Genomic DNA, 14,356 nt, shown 5'->3' on the forward strand with positions numbered 1-14,356 from the left:
GGCGAGTTTTTCGTAATCGTTCATTTTCGGCTCCTCAATGAGACAGCAGAACGGGAATAGTGGTGCGCGACAGAATGTCGGTGGTCATACCGCCGAGGAAATCCTCTCGGAATTTCGAATGCTCGTAGGCGCCGAGCACCAACAAGGAGGGGTCGTGTTTCTTGCACCATGTCAGCAAAGTATCGGCTACCGGATGGGTCGTGGGCCAGTCGTGGTGGGTCGCCTCGACCCCGTGGCGGGACAGGTGCAGCATCAGATCGTCGATTGGCCACGGGTTGCGCGAGCCCACGGTCAGCACGCTCACGTGGCCCTCGTCTTCGAGCAGGCGCAGACTGTCAGACAGTGCCCGTGCCGCGGCGCGGCCCCCGTCCCACGCAAGCGCGGCATGGCTGTGCGTGGCACCAGCGTCATAGCCCGCAGGCACGACGATCACCGGGCGGCCCGACAGGAGCGCGATGCGGTCGGGGTGCAGCGTTACGTGTTCGTCATCGGCATCCGACCGGGTGCCGACGATCAGCATGTCGTAGTGGCGCGCGGCCTCGGACAGAACGGTATCGACACGGCCTGTGACCTCTTTGAGTTGCAAGGCATTGTCCAGCCCCAAGCTGGTGCGTTCATCCTCGAACCGGGTCTCGATCTCGCGCAGGATGTCGGTGTTGGCGGCGTCCAACAGGGCGCGCGCCTCTTTCGGGATCCAGCGAGAGCGTTTGTCGATCACCTCGTGACCGCTATGGGCCAGCATGGCGGTGACATGCGCCCCGAAACGCTTTGCCAGCGACGCGGCATATCGCAGGGCCGCGACCGAGCCGTCAGAGCCATTGAAGGCCACCAGAAGATTCATCACCGGCATGTCAGTGTCCTTTCCAGACGGAGGCGGGCACGTAGACCTGCCCGTCGGCCAGCTTGCGTGCGGTGCGGAGCAGCCCTGCGGATTTCAGGGTGAAGTGGTTGTTCATCTGGAAATCCACCAACACTTCGATGGTGCCCGAGGCGTGTTCCAACACCACGTTCGCCGGGCTTTGCGTGGGCCGGTCCAGCAGCCCGTCCGCCACGGTGCCCGGCGTCAGCGCACAGGAAGCAAGGCATTGCGAGCCGGTGACCGCCATCGAGGGGTGTGTCGTCCACGGCATGAAATAGCGCGTCGCGATGGTGCCGCCGCCTTGGGCCGGGGCGAGCAGGCCGAATTTCGGCGTCACGGATTGCGACACATCACCCAAGCCCATGGCCGCTCCGGCTTGAAGACGTAGCGCCTCCATCCGGGCAAAGAAATCGCGGTTCTCGTCAAGTTCCTGCACGGTTTCATAGCCGGTCAGCCCGAAATCCGCGGCGCGGGCGATGACCATGGGCATGGCCACGTCCATACAGGTGACCTCGATCCCGTCCAAGGTGTCGCGCAGGTTACCGGTGGGCAGGAAGGCCCCGGTGGAAGACCCGACCACGCCCATGAAATTCAGCGCGATGGGCGCTGCGGTTCCGGGCACTCCGGCAATGGCCGTGTCGCCATCGTAGCGCATGGTGCCGCCCGGCGTCTGGACGCGAGCCAGCACCCTTGCTCCGGTGTTGACGGCACGGATCTTGATCTCTGTCTCGTCGCCTTGGGGCTGGACCAGACCCATCTCGACCGCCGCCGGGCCGACGCCGGACAGGATGTTGCCGCAGGTCGGTTTGAAATCGACCAGCCGATCCTCGACCGAAACCTGCGCAAAGAAATAGTCCACATCCGCCCAGTCATCACCCGAGGCTGAGAGCATGGCGACCTTGGTGGTCACCGCCACGCCGCCACCGATGCCGTCGATGTTGATCGGGTGACCCGAGCCTATGGCGGCAAGCAGCACCTCGGCCAGTGTCTCGCGATCTTCGGGCAAGTCCTTGAGGTTGAAATATGGCCCGCGCGAAGTGCCGCCCCGCATGAAGACGAAAGGAATGCCTGTCTGTGTCATGTCATTCACTCCGCCCGATTATTTCAGCGGCCAAGGCAGATCGACGGCGTGCTGCAACAGCCCCGGTGGGAAGTCGCGGTTCAGCGCACCTGCCATGACACACATCAGCGCGATGCCAGCGGCGGTGAGGATCAGCGTCTTGGGCCAAGCGGCCTGCGCACGGACCCGCAGGAAGGCTACGAGGAAGCCCAGCAGCGCAAGGATGAAGCCGACGAAATACGTCGCCACGATCAGACCCACGAACCACGCCAACGTGCCCCACAGGCCATAGGGCGCATCCGCGTCCTCTCCAGCCAGTTCCTTGTCGGCAAAGATCGCGTCCGTCTCGGGGCGCAGGAGCATCTGCACCAGCAGGATCAACAGAGCCGTCAAGGTGATGCCCCCGATGACCAGCGGCACGATCTTGTCCGTCATGTTGTAGTCGGGGATCATGTTCGCGTTGATCAGCGCGGCCACCACATAGGCCATGACAATCAGCAAGAAGACCAATGGCGCGCGCTTGGAGCCGGACTGCACGTCACCCTCGGCCATGATGGATTTCGCCTGGCGCAGACCCAGCACGACCGAGACCACGGTGACGATCAAGAGCACGATCACGATGGGCGAGAAGATGTAGTCCATGCCTTCCTCAAAGGATTTGCGGAAGCGGAAGGACGCGATCTGGAACGCCTGGTTCGAGAATTTCTCGACCGGGTTGGACAGCACGAAGCCGATCAGGAAGGCCGGGCGCGACCAGTCGAAGCGGCGCAGGAAGATGCCGATCAGACCGATGACGAACAACGCGAGAATGTCCTCGAAGTTCTGGCCCGACTGGAAAGCCGCGAAAGAGATCAGCATGAAAAGGAACGGCGCGAGATAGGTAAAGCGGATGGTGGTCAGCTTGGCGATGCCGCCCGAAGCCGCGATGCACAGGATGGTGCCCACCACATTGGCCAGCGCCAGCAGCCAGACAATGGAATATGTGATGTCGAGATTGTCGCGAAGCATGTTCGGCCCAACCTCGATATCGCCGGAGCCCAGCAGTGCTATGGCCCCGATGAAAATCGCCATGGAGCCGGAGCCGGGGATGCCGAACAGCAGCGTCGGGACAAGACCGCCGCCTTCCTTGGCGTTGTTCGAGCTTTCCGGCCCGATCACGCCGCGGATTTCACCCTTGCCGAACTGCGACTTGTCCTTGGTGGTCTGGACGGCATGACCATAGGCGATCCAGTCGACGACCGAACCGCCAAGGCCCGGGATCACGCCGACGACGACGCCGATCAGCGAACAGCGGACCGAAAGCCACTTGTTGTTAACCCAGTCCCGCACGCCTTCGCCCCAGCCGGCGCCAAGCTTGGCGTCCTTGGCGATGGAACGGTCTTGCCGCAGAAGGCTGACGATTTCCGGCACGGCAAAGATGCCGAGGCCGACGATCACCAGCTTCAACCCGTCCGTCAGATACGGGATGTCATAGGTGGCCATGCGCAGCGAGCCGCCCGCGTCGGCCTCGCCGATGGTGCCGATCAACATGCCAAGACCGGCAGCCGCAACACCTTTTAGCGCGACGCGTCCGGCAAGGACGGCGACCATGGACAGGCCGAGGATCGAAATCATCAGCATTTCCGGCAGCCCAAAGGCCAGCACCAGCGGCCGCGCCACGATGATGAAGATCGTCAGGAAGGCCGCGCCGACCAGCCCGCCGAACAAGGACGAGGTGAAGGCCGCCGAGAGCGCCCGCGCCGCCTGCCCCTTCTTGGCCAGCGGAAAGCCATCCAGCACCGTGGCCTGTGACGCGGAACTGCCGGGAATGCCCATCAACACCGAGGCAAAGGTGTCCGAGGTCGGCACAACGGCCACCATGCCCACCATCAGCGCAAGGCCCAGAACCGGGTCCATGCCGAACATGAAAGGCAAAAGAAGCGAAAGCCCGGCAATGCCGCCCAGCCCCGGAAAGACGCCGACAGCAAGGCCCATAACCACGCCGAGCACGAGGTATCCAAGGACTTCGGGTTGCAGTATCAGGGCCCATGCCTGGCCAAGCGCTGGCAGGGAGGTCGCGAAAACATCCATCATCACACCGGCTTTCGATTTTGAACTGTGGGAAAGGTGGCAGAAGCGGCCCCCACCGGTCTGGCAGGGGCCGCGGGGCGCCCGCCTATTTCAGCGAAACGCCGTAGGCTTCTTGCAGCCAGTTGGTCACGAAGGCCTTGGCTTCCGCAGAAACGATTGTGCCCGCCTTGGTCGCCTTGAGTGCGCCTTCGCCGACAAAAACATCGTATTTGCCAACGCGCTTGGCGGCGATTTTCGGGAAGTCCGGGCGCTTGCGCACGGCATCGAACGCGTCAGAGAACGTCTTTGCCACGTCATCCGGGGTGCCTGCGGGCAGGAAGGCGATCTTTTGCACCGGGAAACCGGCGACGAAGAAGGCTTTCCACGCATCCCATGCTTCGCCAGAGGTATCGCAGCCCTCGGTGGCTTCGCAGACTTCCTTGAATGTCGGCATGTCCGGGAAGGTCGGGTCGCGCACGATGTCGCCCGCTTCGTTCAGCGCGCCCCATGTCATCATCGGCACGGCCTTGCCCTGCGCGACCAGATCGGCAGAGGCACCGAGGTAGCTGGACGAGGTCTGGTAGTCGATGGTGGCCTCGCCGCGTTCGAACATCAGGCGGCCGTCACCGCGCCCCTTGATGCCAAAGACCGGCTCGACGTTCATGCCCAGCATCTTCCAGGCCAGCAGCGGAACGAGGTCAAGGCGTGTCGCCCCTTGCGAGCCATAGATGAAGTCGATGTCCTTGAGGTTGTTCGCCGAGCCGTCGAATTTCGCGCCGTCCTCCGGGTTGAGATAGGCGACACCGCCCGTGCCCGATGCCATGACCGGCACCCAGTCGGAATATTCGTAGCGCACACGCGGGTCATCCAGCAGATAGGGGAACTGGGTGGACCCGGAGGTGCCGAAAATCAGCGTCCCGTCATCGTATCGCTGTTCCTGGAACCAGTTCGCGCCCTTGGTCGATCCGGCACCCGGCATGAATTTCACCACCACGGTGGGGTTGCCCGGCAGCTCTTCGGACAGCAGCGGCGCAAAGAAGTTGGCCCATTTGGCCGAGCCACCGGTTTCCGAGAACGGGATGACCCATTCGATCGTCTTGCCGGAAAGGTCGATTTCAGCCAGCGCCGGGGATGCAAGAATGGTTGCTGCGGCAACCGAGGCTGCGAGTGTCTTGATGGTCATTGGTGTCCTCCCGTAGACCTGCCGCAACGGAACAAAGGCCCGGCGGTCCATGTATGTTCATTTCCAGGGAATGATTCCCTCCTCCAACAGCGCCAACATGCCATCTCAACCTTGCGCGAAACTTGCGCATCGTGACAAAGATATAGGCATGCGCATAGCAGTGATCGAAGACAACGAAGCATTGGCCCAAGGAATCGCTTTCCGTCTTAGGGACAGAGGGCACGCGGTTGACCTGCTGCACGATGGCCGCGAGGCGGACACGTTCCTCTCACAGGAGGGCGCGGATCTGGTGGTGCTGGACCTGAACCTGCCCGGCATGGACGGGATCGACGTACTGCGCGCCCTGCGGCGGCGGGGCGATGGTACGCCGGTGATCCTGCTGACGGCACGGTCCGAGACGGCGGAACGCGTCGTGGGGCTGGATGCAGGGGCGGACGACTACCTGACGAAGCCCTTCGAAATGGACGAATTGGAAGCGCGGTTGCGTGCCATGGCCCGACGCAAGAACCTCGAATTCACAGCAAAGGATAAGCTGGGGCCGCTGGTGTTTGAACGGACCGCACGGCAGGTGCTGAAAGACGATCATCCGCTCGATATCCCGCGCAAGGAAATCTCGACGCTGGAATGCTTGATGGAAAGGCGCGGGCGGATCGTGTCCAAGGCGCAGCTGATCACCCATGTCTACGGCACCGGCTCTGACGCCGAAGAAAGTGCTATTGAGCCGCATGTCTCGCGCCTGCGCAAGCGGCTCGAACCCTTTGGCCTCAGGATCAAAACCGCGCGGGGTCTGGGCTACATGCTGGAGGTCGACACTTAATGAGGGCGATGTCGCTGCGCCTTCGTCTGTTTCTTGTGATCCTGCTGCCGCTGTTTCTGGTTGCGATCCTGTTGGGTTGGTGGCGATTCGAAGTGGCGCAGCGCACCTCGGAAGAGTTGTTCGACCGAACCCTGCTGTCCGCGGCCTTGGCGATTTCGCGCGATGTCGCGATCTCCGAAGGCGATGCGCTTTCACCTGCCACCAGACAGGTTATCTCGGATGCGGGGGGCGGCGAGCTGTTCTATCACGTCACCGGTCCCGGCGGGATCTATGTGACGGGGTATGCTTATCCGCCGCGCCCCGAAACGCCTGTCGCGCGGGACCTGCCCTCCTACTATTTGGCCAACTATCGCGGCGAGGAAATGCGCGTCCTGCGCATGATCGAAAACCGCACTATTGGGACATTGACCGGCGACACGGTCGTGACGGTCTGGCAACGGGTCAACGACCGACGTGCCTTTGCCCGTGCGCTGGCCTTTCGTGCGGCGGCGCTTATGGCGGGCCTGATGGCGGCGCTGGCCCTGATCATCTGGTTTGGTGTGCAGATTGGCTTGCGGCCTCTGAACGATTTGCAGGCGGCGATCCGGCAGCGTTCCCCGGACGATCTCGGTCCGATCCGCCGCCCCGTGCCGAATGAGGTTTCTGGCATCGTGGCGACCCTGAACCGGCTGCTGGTACAAGTGCAGGACAGTATTGAAGCGCATCAGGCCTTCATCTCGGACGCAGCGCACCAGTTGCGCAATCCCGCAGCGGCAATTCTTGCCCTCGCCGAAACGCTTCCGCAGGTGCAGGACCCCGCAGAGCGCGCGAAATGCGAAAGGCAACTGGCAGATGCCGCGCGCAAATCCGCGCGTCTGTCCGAACAGTTGCTGTCTCTGGAACGGCTCCGCTACGATGACAGCACGGCCATGGAACCGTTCGACCTGAACTCGGTGGTCGAGGACGTCTGCCGAACCTTTGCTGCCAAGGCGCTGTCTCGTAACCTGGAGTTTGACCTCGTACTGGGCACGGCCCCGCTTCCCGTCATGGGCAATCCCGTTCTCATTGGCGAGGCCTTGATCAATATTCTCGACAACGCCCTTAAGCATGGTGGCGCAGCGATGAAGGCAATCAAGGTGCGGGCCTTTGCCGAAGACGACAGCGTGATGATCTCGATTCGGGATGATGGCGTCGGGATCCCGCCAAGCAAGGAGGGGACGGCCTTTCGCCGTTTCTCGCAGTTGCAGCACGGCGAGGGAACCGGATTGGGGCTCGCCATTGTGGAACAGGTGATGGCCAGGCTCGCTGGACGGGTCGATCTTGTGCCGACCGAAAAGGGAACGAAGTTCTGCCTTAAGTTTCCGCGCTACGAGCAGGCCTGAGACACAATTTCCGTTCCCACCTTGTTTGCTCAGCGGCGAGTCTGTACCGCCGCGCTTGGAAGGCCTCGACGTTTCGCCGTTCGATCCACAAAGTCACCTTGACCGCTCCCAATTGCTCTGCCGCCCGGCGCCCTGTTGGCGACAATCAGTGTTGCAATCGGCTATTCATTGCCTGGTAGGTGAACGGCGCCTATGGGTCAATCTTGCCAGAAACAACGTCAGCTTTCGGTGCTTCGCGGTTCGTTGTTTCGGATGCAGCATCCGTAAAAAAGGGCTCCTAGCCGTCAATCGCTGCACCGTGCATGAACGACTGCTTTGCAGAAAATGTGACTGAGACCATCTGCGGCATACCTCTCCTTCAGACGGTCACCCAAAATTCAAACTACGTTGTCTCAGCGCGTTCTGCGACGATACCGCTCATATCTGCACGTACAGCGCCAACGCCCGCTGTTCGCTACACGGGATGCGACCTGCCACAAACCGACGTACACACAACAATTACAGTTTGCCTGCGGCACCACTAGCTCAGCTCATCAGGCTTCGGCTTGTTGAATGGCTTGGGCTTTGCACGTTTCTGCCGCTTCGGTCGCGGCTTCGGTTTGGTTGGGCCGGGGATCGGCAGCGGTTTGGGCTTGGGGTGTCGTTTCCATGCAGTCTCGCCGACCACCTCACTCATGAGCATAGCTGGCCCCCAGCAAAATGGGGTGATGCAAAATCACCACCTCGAAACTGTAAGTACTTCCCTGCCAGATTTTGCAGCTCAGAGATTTCTGTGCGCAGAACCCCTTTCGAGCTCATAGCCCCATGCGCTCCGGCGTCATCCACTTGGCCATGGCCTGCTGATCCAAAGCTTGCTGACAGAGACCACGCAACACATGGAACCGCCGAACCCACTCTTGATGTTCAGGCTTTTCACTGTTGCTGAGGTGCCTGACGTAATAGCCGAGCTTTGATGCGCAGGTGAACATCGTGACACGGCACGGGTGGCTTGGGCTAAAAATGCACTACAAGCGGTACAAAAGGCTTTAAAAAACTGGCGTGGTAGGCAAGCCTTGTCGTGTTCACTCGGAACCCTCCCCGATCACATGCTTAGAGACATCGGACTGACAGCGGCTGATGTTGAAAGCGCAATTCACAAGCAATCCGGCGACGCGGAAACAGACAGACTGGCTGAGACCGCTAAGCGACAGGCGAGGAATTGGTGATAAGCTGTTTTTCGTTTGCGTTCGCGAACACTGTGGGGAAGAAGTGTGTTGCAGTCGCTGTGGGCAAACAGTGTGTTGCGAACACTGTGTTCAAAACTGCGATTCCAAACACTGTGTTCAACACAGCTTTTCAGTCCGCAAATCCACCCAGCAACGCACGAAAAACTGTGCGATGACTGTGCAACGCAGGAAGTGAAAACTGTGCGATGCTGAAGTGCCTTATTTTTATGGCTAAAATGGTGCCCGGGGGCGGAATCGAACCACCGACACGAGGATTTTCAAGACTTGCGTTTATTATAAATCATTGTTTTTAAATAGTTATTTGCTTAAAAATTGAGCTGTGCGATAAACTGTGCGATGCGCTTTTGCTGCGCTGGATTGGGCAAACACTGTGTTCAACACACTAACCTGAAACACTGTGCCTGAACACACTTTCAGCAACTGTGTTTGGAAGCATGTATCTGTGCCAGCCGTTGCTGCCTGGGCCGCCCGATCACGATGCTTCAGCTCGCACTCGTCAGCTCGAACGACCTTCTTGTGTTATGATGCGGAATTGGTAACGCGGAAGGGCCGTCATGAATGTCTTAGTCGTCTTCGATCATCCGCGACGGAAATCGCTGTCAGGCGCTGTGCTTGATCAGTTCGTGTTAGGCTTAGAGGAAAGCGGGAACATTCCTGAGATCGCGGACTTGCATGCTGAGCGATTTGATCCCCGCATGCCCGTTGAAGATGAGCCAAACCTTAGTGGCGGAGCGCAATCCTATACCGAAGCCGTGCAACGCGAACAGGCCCGTGTGGAGAGAAACGATGCGGTTGCCTTCATCTTCCCAGTTTGGTGGTGGTCAGTGCCTGCGATGACCAAGGGTTGGATCGACAGGGTCTGGAATGCCGATTGGGCTTACGGAAACAAAAAGCTAACGCTTGACCGAGCACTGTTGGTTGGTCTCGCAGCAACTGGGTCCGCGTCGTTCAAGAAGCGCGGCTATACAACTGCTATGGAGACGCAGTTGGTCGTCGGAGTGATGAACTTCTGCGGCATCACGAACGCCAGACTGGAACTCCTTCACGATACCTTGGAAGGCGACGACGAAAGGCAGGCGCTTCTGGTGAAGGCGAGAACTCTAGGGCGTACTTTCGCAGACTGAGTTGATTTTGGACATCATGACTTCCGTTAATTCTTTGGCCGGATAGTGCTGGCTCCAACCTCGTTTTTGAGCACCGTAGTGCAGATAACATGCGGCAATAGACGAGCACTCTAGCGGGACGCCCCCGAGCCTTGGAAAGCGAGGTATGCGTCCAACTCACTGACGAAACCATCTGATCTGTTTGCAATCCATTCGACGAAGAGCGCCCGCAGTTCTGAGTTCGCCCGGGATCGCGCCCATAGGAGACGATAGGCGTATTTGGTCTGGCATATCATTGACGGTCCGAATGGCAGAATGAGCGATCCAGCTTTCAACGCATGAAATGCCTCCACAATCCCGCAAAGCGCCAACCCCTGACCCGCTGCCGCCGCTTGAAGCCCTGAGCCTGTTTTCGAGATGCGTACACCATGGTTTAGATAACTGGGGTCAAACCCGAAGGCCTCGCCCCAGGCTTGGAAGTCAAGCCATCCCGGGTCCTTGGTGCGATTGGTGACGTGGATGAGAGGTACACCCTTTAGTGATCGCACATCCGGACCTAGCCCTTGCTGGTCTGCAAAGGTGGGCGAGCATACTGGGGCAACAAAATCACCGAACAGCGCGCGTTCTTCCAATTCAGTGTCGCGGGTGGGACCGTATCTGATCGCAAGATCATAGTCTTCTCTCACCAAGTCGATATCGCGATTGGATGGGTCCAAGTGTAAGTCCGTATCCGGGTACTGCTGTTGGAATTCCGCAAGCATTGGTGACAGCCAGTTTTCCGAAAACGACTCTGGCAGGGTAATGCGTAGACGGCCAGCCGCATCGTTCGGTTTCAGTTGTTCATACGCCTGCGCAAGCCTTGCAAAGCCGTCTTCTAATAATTCCCGAACCCGCAACGCATCCTCAGTTGGCTCGATGCCCGAGCTGGAGCGAACGAACAGACTTTTGCCGAGGTAAAGTTCTAGAGACCGGACCCTTTGCCCAACCGCAGCCGGCGTAATTCCAAGTTCGTTGGCGGCCAGGGAAAAGCTCCCATGCCGCAATGTAGCGTCCAGAGCGCGCAACGCATTCAAATGAGAAAGATGCATGCCAACAGCCTAAAGGTTTCCTTTAGCGCAGCAAAATGAAATCACGCGTGCAAAGCAATCATACCCATCCATACTGAGTACTGTGGCGCAGGCTGTCACCACGAAAACGGGACCATGGGGAAGACGAGGCATGTTCACGCTTTATTGGGAGTATCTGGCAGGCTCGATTGTGGTACAGGCAGCCCTTGAAGAAATTGGTGCGGATTATCGACTACACTACGTGGACATGGGCGCTGACGCACATCGCGCCGCAGATTTTCTGCGCCTAAACCCAACCGGGCGCATACCGGCTCTTAGATGCGCGGATGGCAAGACGATTGGAGAGACTGCAGCGATTGTTACGCTACTGGGCGAGATGTACCCTGAGACCGGGGTCACTCCAGCGCCCGGCGATGATAATCGTGGCGAGTTTCTTTTTTGGCTGAATGTCATGACGACCTCAGGCTACATGACTGCCGCACGCCTCGGGCACCCTGAGCGCTATGCGAACAGCAGCAGTGCGATCGAGGAGGTCGGCGCAAAAGCGGCAGTCGACTACAACGCCTTTTTCGATGTAACGGAGGGTGCGATTGCGGGTGATCCCTACTTCATGGCGAGCGGTCTGACAGCACTGGATTTTTACGTCACAATGCTGACCGAGTGGCACGCCAACAAACAGTCTCTGTTTGGTTCACGGCCCAAGCTCGACGCGCTGTGTCAATCTGTGAGTGAAAGCAGTTCCTACAAGGCCGCAATGGAGACACATGCACCGCCGCCGACTTGAATATACAAGCGGTAAATCGCTCTGGTTTGTTCCCATAGCTGCATTGCGGACAATACAAAAGAGGTCTCATTGACGGACGCCTCTCCATTAGCCTACCCTCTTGGAATGATTAGCGGCAAATACTTCGACGATCTGTCGGTTGGAGATACCTTCGAAAGCGGCGGGATCACACTCACAGAAGGCGCGATTATTGACTTCGCGCTTACGCACGATCCGCAACCCTTCCACGTGAACAAGGTTGCGGCAACAGAGTCGATATTTGGCGGCCTCATCGCCAGTGGCTTTCAAACCATCGCGCTCACTTTTCGGTTGTTTCGTGACACTGGTGTGCTGAATGGTACCAACTTAGGCGGGCATGGCATGGACGAAGTGCGATGGCTCGCTGCGGTGTTTCCCGGCGACACATTGCACGCACGCGTAACGGTCTAGGTGCTCACACCGTCGCGTTCGAAGCCCGACCGGGGAACGGTCAGATTCCGCTACCGTACGTACAACCAGGACGATGACGAGGTGCTAAGCTTGACCATGGACCATGTGATGGCGCGACGGAAATAGGTGAGTTCACCTTATCCGGTCACTCAAAGCTTGTTTCACCTACGACAGCTCCGCGGACCAAGGAGACCCGTGCAGCCGCAGCGGGCGCGATCATTGAAATCCGCGACTGGTCTTCGCGATTGCAGCGACGCGAGACCATCAGCGCAGCGAGCTTCCCCAGACCAGTCATTGACCGGAACCATCAACCGTCGAATCCGTTGCCGTCATTCGCTGCGCCGGCACCGAACTGAGAAGATGCGGACCAACCAGTCATTCGGTGACGCGCGGTTAACTGGCGCTTTCGGTGCCAAGCGGCCTTTCGTGAGTACAGAGATGTGTGCCGTATCAGGGGCTCGTTGGTGAGCTCGATTGCACTTCGCTCAACACCAACCAGCCACGTCTTGGCCTCTCACTGGTGAGCGCTCCGGGCCGGTCAGAACGCGATCAGTTGACTGCTCCGGTCAACGTCTTCGTCAGGCGCTGATTGAGAACGTGGTGCGGTTCGTCGGACTGGCCGTAATGCAATTCCGCCAAAGCCGCGATATCGTTGAATATCACCTTCACGGTTTTATCTGCATCGACATAGACAAGCAGTTTCTGGCAGAAAGCATCCAGACCAATGACCGGGAACTGGGCCATCGCAACTCCGCCCGGCGCAGGCCCACCGAACAGAAGCAGGGTCGCCCGAGACAGATCGATATCTCCGGCGGCTGCTCGTGCAGTGAAGTCCACTTCTCCGAACCAAACTGTGTCGCCTTGTGACATTACGGCCTTTTCCAAGCGATCAATGGTCGTCTCAAAATCGTAACTGGAGACAAGCTCGATGATCCCATAATTCAGCGTGAGACTTTCCGTCGGCGCGGCGTTTCCCTCGATTTCGGCAATATCGAGAACCTTCAGCAAGGTTGCGTCGAAGGCGTCTGCGGTTTCTTTGATGTCCAACCCGTGGCGAAGGGAAAGAAACGTGGCGTCGGTATAGGCAACACGGACCTGATCGCCTTCTGCGTAAGACAGCACCCGGAACGGAAGGTCGAGCCCTGCGCGGATCTCGTTCTCAAGAATCCCGGCCTCAAGTGCTGCGTCCGAGAACAGTTGCACGCGCGATGGTGGCATCTCCACATCTTCTGCGGCCGCCAGTCTTGCATGATCGATTTCGACAACCACCTCCAACCCGGTCGATTGGATGGCGGAACTGATGGCATCGAACGATGCGTCAACGGCCGCCTGTGTTGAGCCTTCAGAAATTGCAATCGAACCGACACACAGAAGTGTCGCGGCTAGACCGATGGTCGGGGTGAAGTTCGGCATGTTGAGGAGCCTCCTATGGAACCGGATTCAGGTTGGGTTTATTTGTGATGTACTGGGGTGGCCGGGCACCCACCAGTCAGAAACATGCTCCCAAACGTTCGTGGTTCGTGGATTTTCTATGAAGGCCGACCACAGGCTCGTGGTCGGCCTTCCATTTATTAGTGCTGACCGTCGCCGCGTTGGGCATTGATGACGGTTTGTTCAAGCGGATTGTAGCCTTCAGGCACAGGGACGAGGTTCACGTCTTCGGCCCACTGTTCGTAGAATGCGAGCATTTCTGCCACGAGCTCTGGTTTCTGGTCTGCCAGATTGTTCAATTCGGATGGGTCAACCTCAATGTCATAAAGCTCCGATTCCCCTGTCCCTTTGGGCGGCAGGTTCAGCATGAGTTTCCAACGGCCTTTGAAGACGGCTGAGGAGCCGGCAAGCTCGTACCCCACGGGATGTTCTTCAGTGCGGACGGTTTCGACCTCACCGCGCAGCACGGGCATCATGCTGATGCCATCAGGCGAGTAGATTTCTCGCCCGTCGTATGTCCCTTCTGGAACGTCCACGCCAGCCAATTCGAGGATCGTCGGCAGGACGTCACGGACATACGCAAACTTGTCGACTTGGCTGCCTGGTTCAACCACACCGGGGAAGCGCACAATCATCGGAACCCGGAGGCCACCTTCGGTAGAGAACGTCTTGAAGTAGCTTCCCGGTGTGGCTGCGACGGCAGCCCAACCTGGGCCATAATCCGCATAGACACCGCGTTGTCCCATGTCTGAGAAGTCTCCGTCAAAATCCTCCATATAGACCTTGTCGTAGTTCTCATTGTACCAGTCACGATAAGCTTCAGAGAGAGGTAGCTGGTTTGGGTCGGGACCGTTGTCCGCCATAAAGATCACGATGTGTCCGTCGTCGGGGATTTTGGGACAGATGGCTGCCTGAGCTAAGAGAGGATCTGGCGCATCTGTTTGGTTTGATTATGCGGCGGATTTTCGGTGAAGCAAGCGCCGGGTT

14 protein-coding genes and 1 pseudogene are annotated in these 14,356 nt (G+C 58.8%); 6 read left to right on the plus strand and 9 right to left on the minus strand.

Going from position 1 to position 14,356, the window contains the following annotated elements; genetic code table 11:
* Window positions 1-34: 34 nt before the first annotated feature.
* From AC2FLX_RS17220 to AC2FLX_RS17235, 4 genes are all read right to left on the minus strand, one after another.
* Window positions 35-850 (minus strand): universal stress protein, encoded by an 816-nt coding sequence (locus AC2FLX_RS17220; RefSeq protein ID WP_480748577.1) that lies wholly within the window; start codon window positions 848-850, stop codon window positions 35-37.
* A 1-nt stretch (window position 851) separates the two neighbouring features.
* Window positions 852-1,940 carry a 4-oxalomesaconate tautomerase gene (locus AC2FLX_RS17225; protein ID WP_480748578.1) on the minus strand — a complete coding sequence of 363 codons (1,089 nt, stop codon included), beginning with the start codon at window positions 1,938-1,940 and terminating at the stop codon, window positions 852-854.
* Between the two features lie 18 nt (window positions 1,941-1,958).
* Window positions 1,959-3,989: a tripartite tricarboxylate transporter permease gene (locus AC2FLX_RS17230; protein WP_480748783.1), complete on the minus strand. Its 2,031-nt coding sequence runs from the start codon at window positions 3,987-3,989 to the stop codon at window positions 1,959-1,961.
* A gap of 85 nt (window positions 3,990-4,074) precedes the next feature.
* Window positions 4,075-5,151: a tricarboxylate transporter gene (locus tag AC2FLX_RS17235; RefSeq protein WP_480748579.1), complete on the minus strand. Its 1,077-nt coding sequence runs from the start codon at window positions 5,149-5,151 to the stop codon at window positions 4,075-4,077.
* Between the two features lie 148 nt (window positions 5,152-5,299).
* Between AC2FLX_RS17235 and AC2FLX_RS17240 the strand changes: the two genes are divergently transcribed.
* Window positions 5,300-5,968, plus strand: coding sequence for a response regulator transcription factor (locus AC2FLX_RS17240; RefSeq protein WP_480748580.1), 669 nt, complete (start codon window positions 5,300-5,302; stop codon window positions 5,966-5,968).
* Between the two features lie 8 nt (window positions 5,969-5,976).
* Window positions 5,977-7,329 (plus strand): sensor histidine kinase N-terminal domain-containing protein, encoded by a 1,353-nt coding sequence (locus AC2FLX_RS17245; protein WP_496807045.1) that lies wholly within the window; start codon window positions 5,977-5,979, stop codon window positions 7,327-7,329.
* 794 nt (window positions 7,330-8,123) lie between these two features.
* Here AC2FLX_RS17245 and AC2FLX_RS17250 read toward each other — a convergent pair.
* Window positions 8,124-8,330: a DUF6626 family protein gene (locus AC2FLX_RS17250; RefSeq protein WP_496807121.1), complete on the minus strand. Its 207-nt coding sequence runs from the start codon at window positions 8,328-8,330 to the stop codon at window positions 8,124-8,126.
* Between AC2FLX_RS17250 and AC2FLX_RS17255 the strand changes: the two genes are divergently transcribed.
* Complete coding sequence (locus AC2FLX_RS17255) at window positions 8,313-8,534, plus strand: DUF1127 domain-containing protein (RefSeq protein WP_496810448.1); 222 nt, start codon at window positions 8,313-8,315, stop codon at window positions 8,532-8,534. The genes AC2FLX_RS17250 and AC2FLX_RS17255 overlap by 18 nt on opposite strands.
* A gap of 575 nt (window positions 8,535-9,109) precedes the next feature.
* Window positions 9,110-9,679, plus strand: a complete 570-nt coding sequence (locus AC2FLX_RS17260) for an NAD(P)H oxidoreductase (protein WP_480748558.1) — start codon at window positions 9,110-9,112, stop codon at window positions 9,677-9,679.
* Window positions 9,680-9,789: 110 nt separating this feature from the next.
* Here the strand turns inward: AC2FLX_RS17260 and AC2FLX_RS17265 are convergent, their stop codons facing one another.
* Window positions 9,790-10,554, minus strand: a complete 765-nt coding sequence (locus tag AC2FLX_RS17265; RefSeq protein ID WP_496810453.1) for a LysR substrate-binding domain-containing protein — start codon at window positions 10,552-10,554, stop codon at window positions 9,790-9,792.
* A 12-nt stretch (window positions 10,555-10,566) separates the two neighbouring features.
* Window positions 10,567-10,746, minus strand: a pseudogene (locus AC2FLX_RS17270) (helix-turn-helix domain-containing protein); the annotation flags it as partial.
* Between the two features lie 130 nt (window positions 10,747-10,876).
* Between AC2FLX_RS17270 and AC2FLX_RS17275 the strand changes: the two are divergent.
* Window positions 10,877-11,509: a glutathione S-transferase family protein gene (locus AC2FLX_RS17275; RefSeq protein ID WP_480748560.1), complete on the plus strand. Its 633-nt coding sequence runs from the start codon at window positions 10,877-10,879 to the stop codon at window positions 11,507-11,509.
* Window positions 11,510-11,578: 69 nt separating this feature from the next.
* The gene (locus AC2FLX_RS17280) at window positions 11,579-11,938 is read left to right on the plus strand and encodes a MaoC/PaaZ C-terminal domain-containing protein (protein WP_480748561.1); all 360 of its coding nucleotides are present in this window, start codon (window positions 11,579-11,581) and stop codon (window positions 11,936-11,938) included.
* A 549-nt stretch (window positions 11,939-12,487) separates the two neighbouring features.
* On the opposite strand, the gene AC2FLX_RS17285 is transcribed toward AC2FLX_RS17280, so the two are convergent.
* Both AC2FLX_RS17285 and AC2FLX_RS17290 read right to left on the minus strand, forming a co-directional pair.
* On the minus strand, window positions 12,488-13,351 hold the full coding sequence (locus AC2FLX_RS17285) for a DUF302 domain-containing protein (RefSeq protein ID WP_496810449.1): 864 nt from the start codon (window positions 13,349-13,351) through the stop codon (window positions 12,488-12,490).
* A gap of 158 nt (window positions 13,352-13,509) precedes the next feature.
* The gene (locus AC2FLX_RS17290) at window positions 13,510-14,232 is read right to left on the minus strand and encodes a sulfatase/phosphatase domain-containing protein (protein ID WP_496810450.1); all 723 of its coding nucleotides are present in this window, start codon (window positions 14,230-14,232) and stop codon (window positions 13,510-13,512) included.
* Window positions 14,233-14,356 lie beyond the last annotated feature (124 nt).

Source organism: Ruegeria sp. YKSF57, assembly GCF_059612585.1.

Bases quoted from the DNA above. Each gene is read 5' to 3' on its own strand.
- AC2FLX_RS17235 (WP_480748579.1), bottom strand. From the start codon at position 5,151: ATGACCATCAAGACACTCGCAGCCTCGGTTGCCGCAGCAACCATTCTT.
- AC2FLX_RS17245 (WP_496807045.1), top strand. From the start codon at position 5,977: ATGTCGCTGCGCCTTCGTCTGTTTCTTGTGATCCTGCTGCCGCTGTTT.
- AC2FLX_RS17220 (WP_480748577.1), bottom strand. From the start codon at position 850: ATGCCGGTGATGAATCTTCTGGTGGCCTTCAATGGCTCTGACGGCTCG.
- AC2FLX_RS17240 (WP_480748580.1), top strand. From the start codon at position 5,300: ATGCGCATAGCAGTGATCGAAGACAACGAAGCATTGGCCCAAGGAATC.
- AC2FLX_RS17230 (WP_480748783.1), bottom strand. From the start codon at position 3,989: ATGGATGTTTTCGCGACCTCCCTGCCAGCGCTTGGCCAGGCATGGGCC.
- AC2FLX_RS17260 (WP_480748558.1), top strand. From the start codon at position 9,110: ATGAATGTCTTAGTCGTCTTCGATCATCCGCGACGGAAATCGCTGTCA.
- AC2FLX_RS17275 (WP_480748560.1), top strand. From the start codon at position 10,877: ATGTTCACGCTTTATTGGGAGTATCTGGCAGGCTCGATTGTGGTACAG.
- AC2FLX_RS17225 (WP_480748578.1), bottom strand. From the start codon at position 1,940: ATGACACAGACAGGCATTCCTTTCGTCTTCATGCGGGGCGGCACTTCG.
- AC2FLX_RS17290 (WP_496810450.1), bottom strand. From the start codon at position 14,232: ATGGCGGACAACGGTCCCGACCCAAACCAGCTACCTCTCTCTGAAGCT.
- AC2FLX_RS17285 (WP_496810449.1), bottom strand. From the start codon at position 13,351: ATGCCGAACTTCACCCCGACCATCGGTCTAGCCGCGACACTTCTGTGT.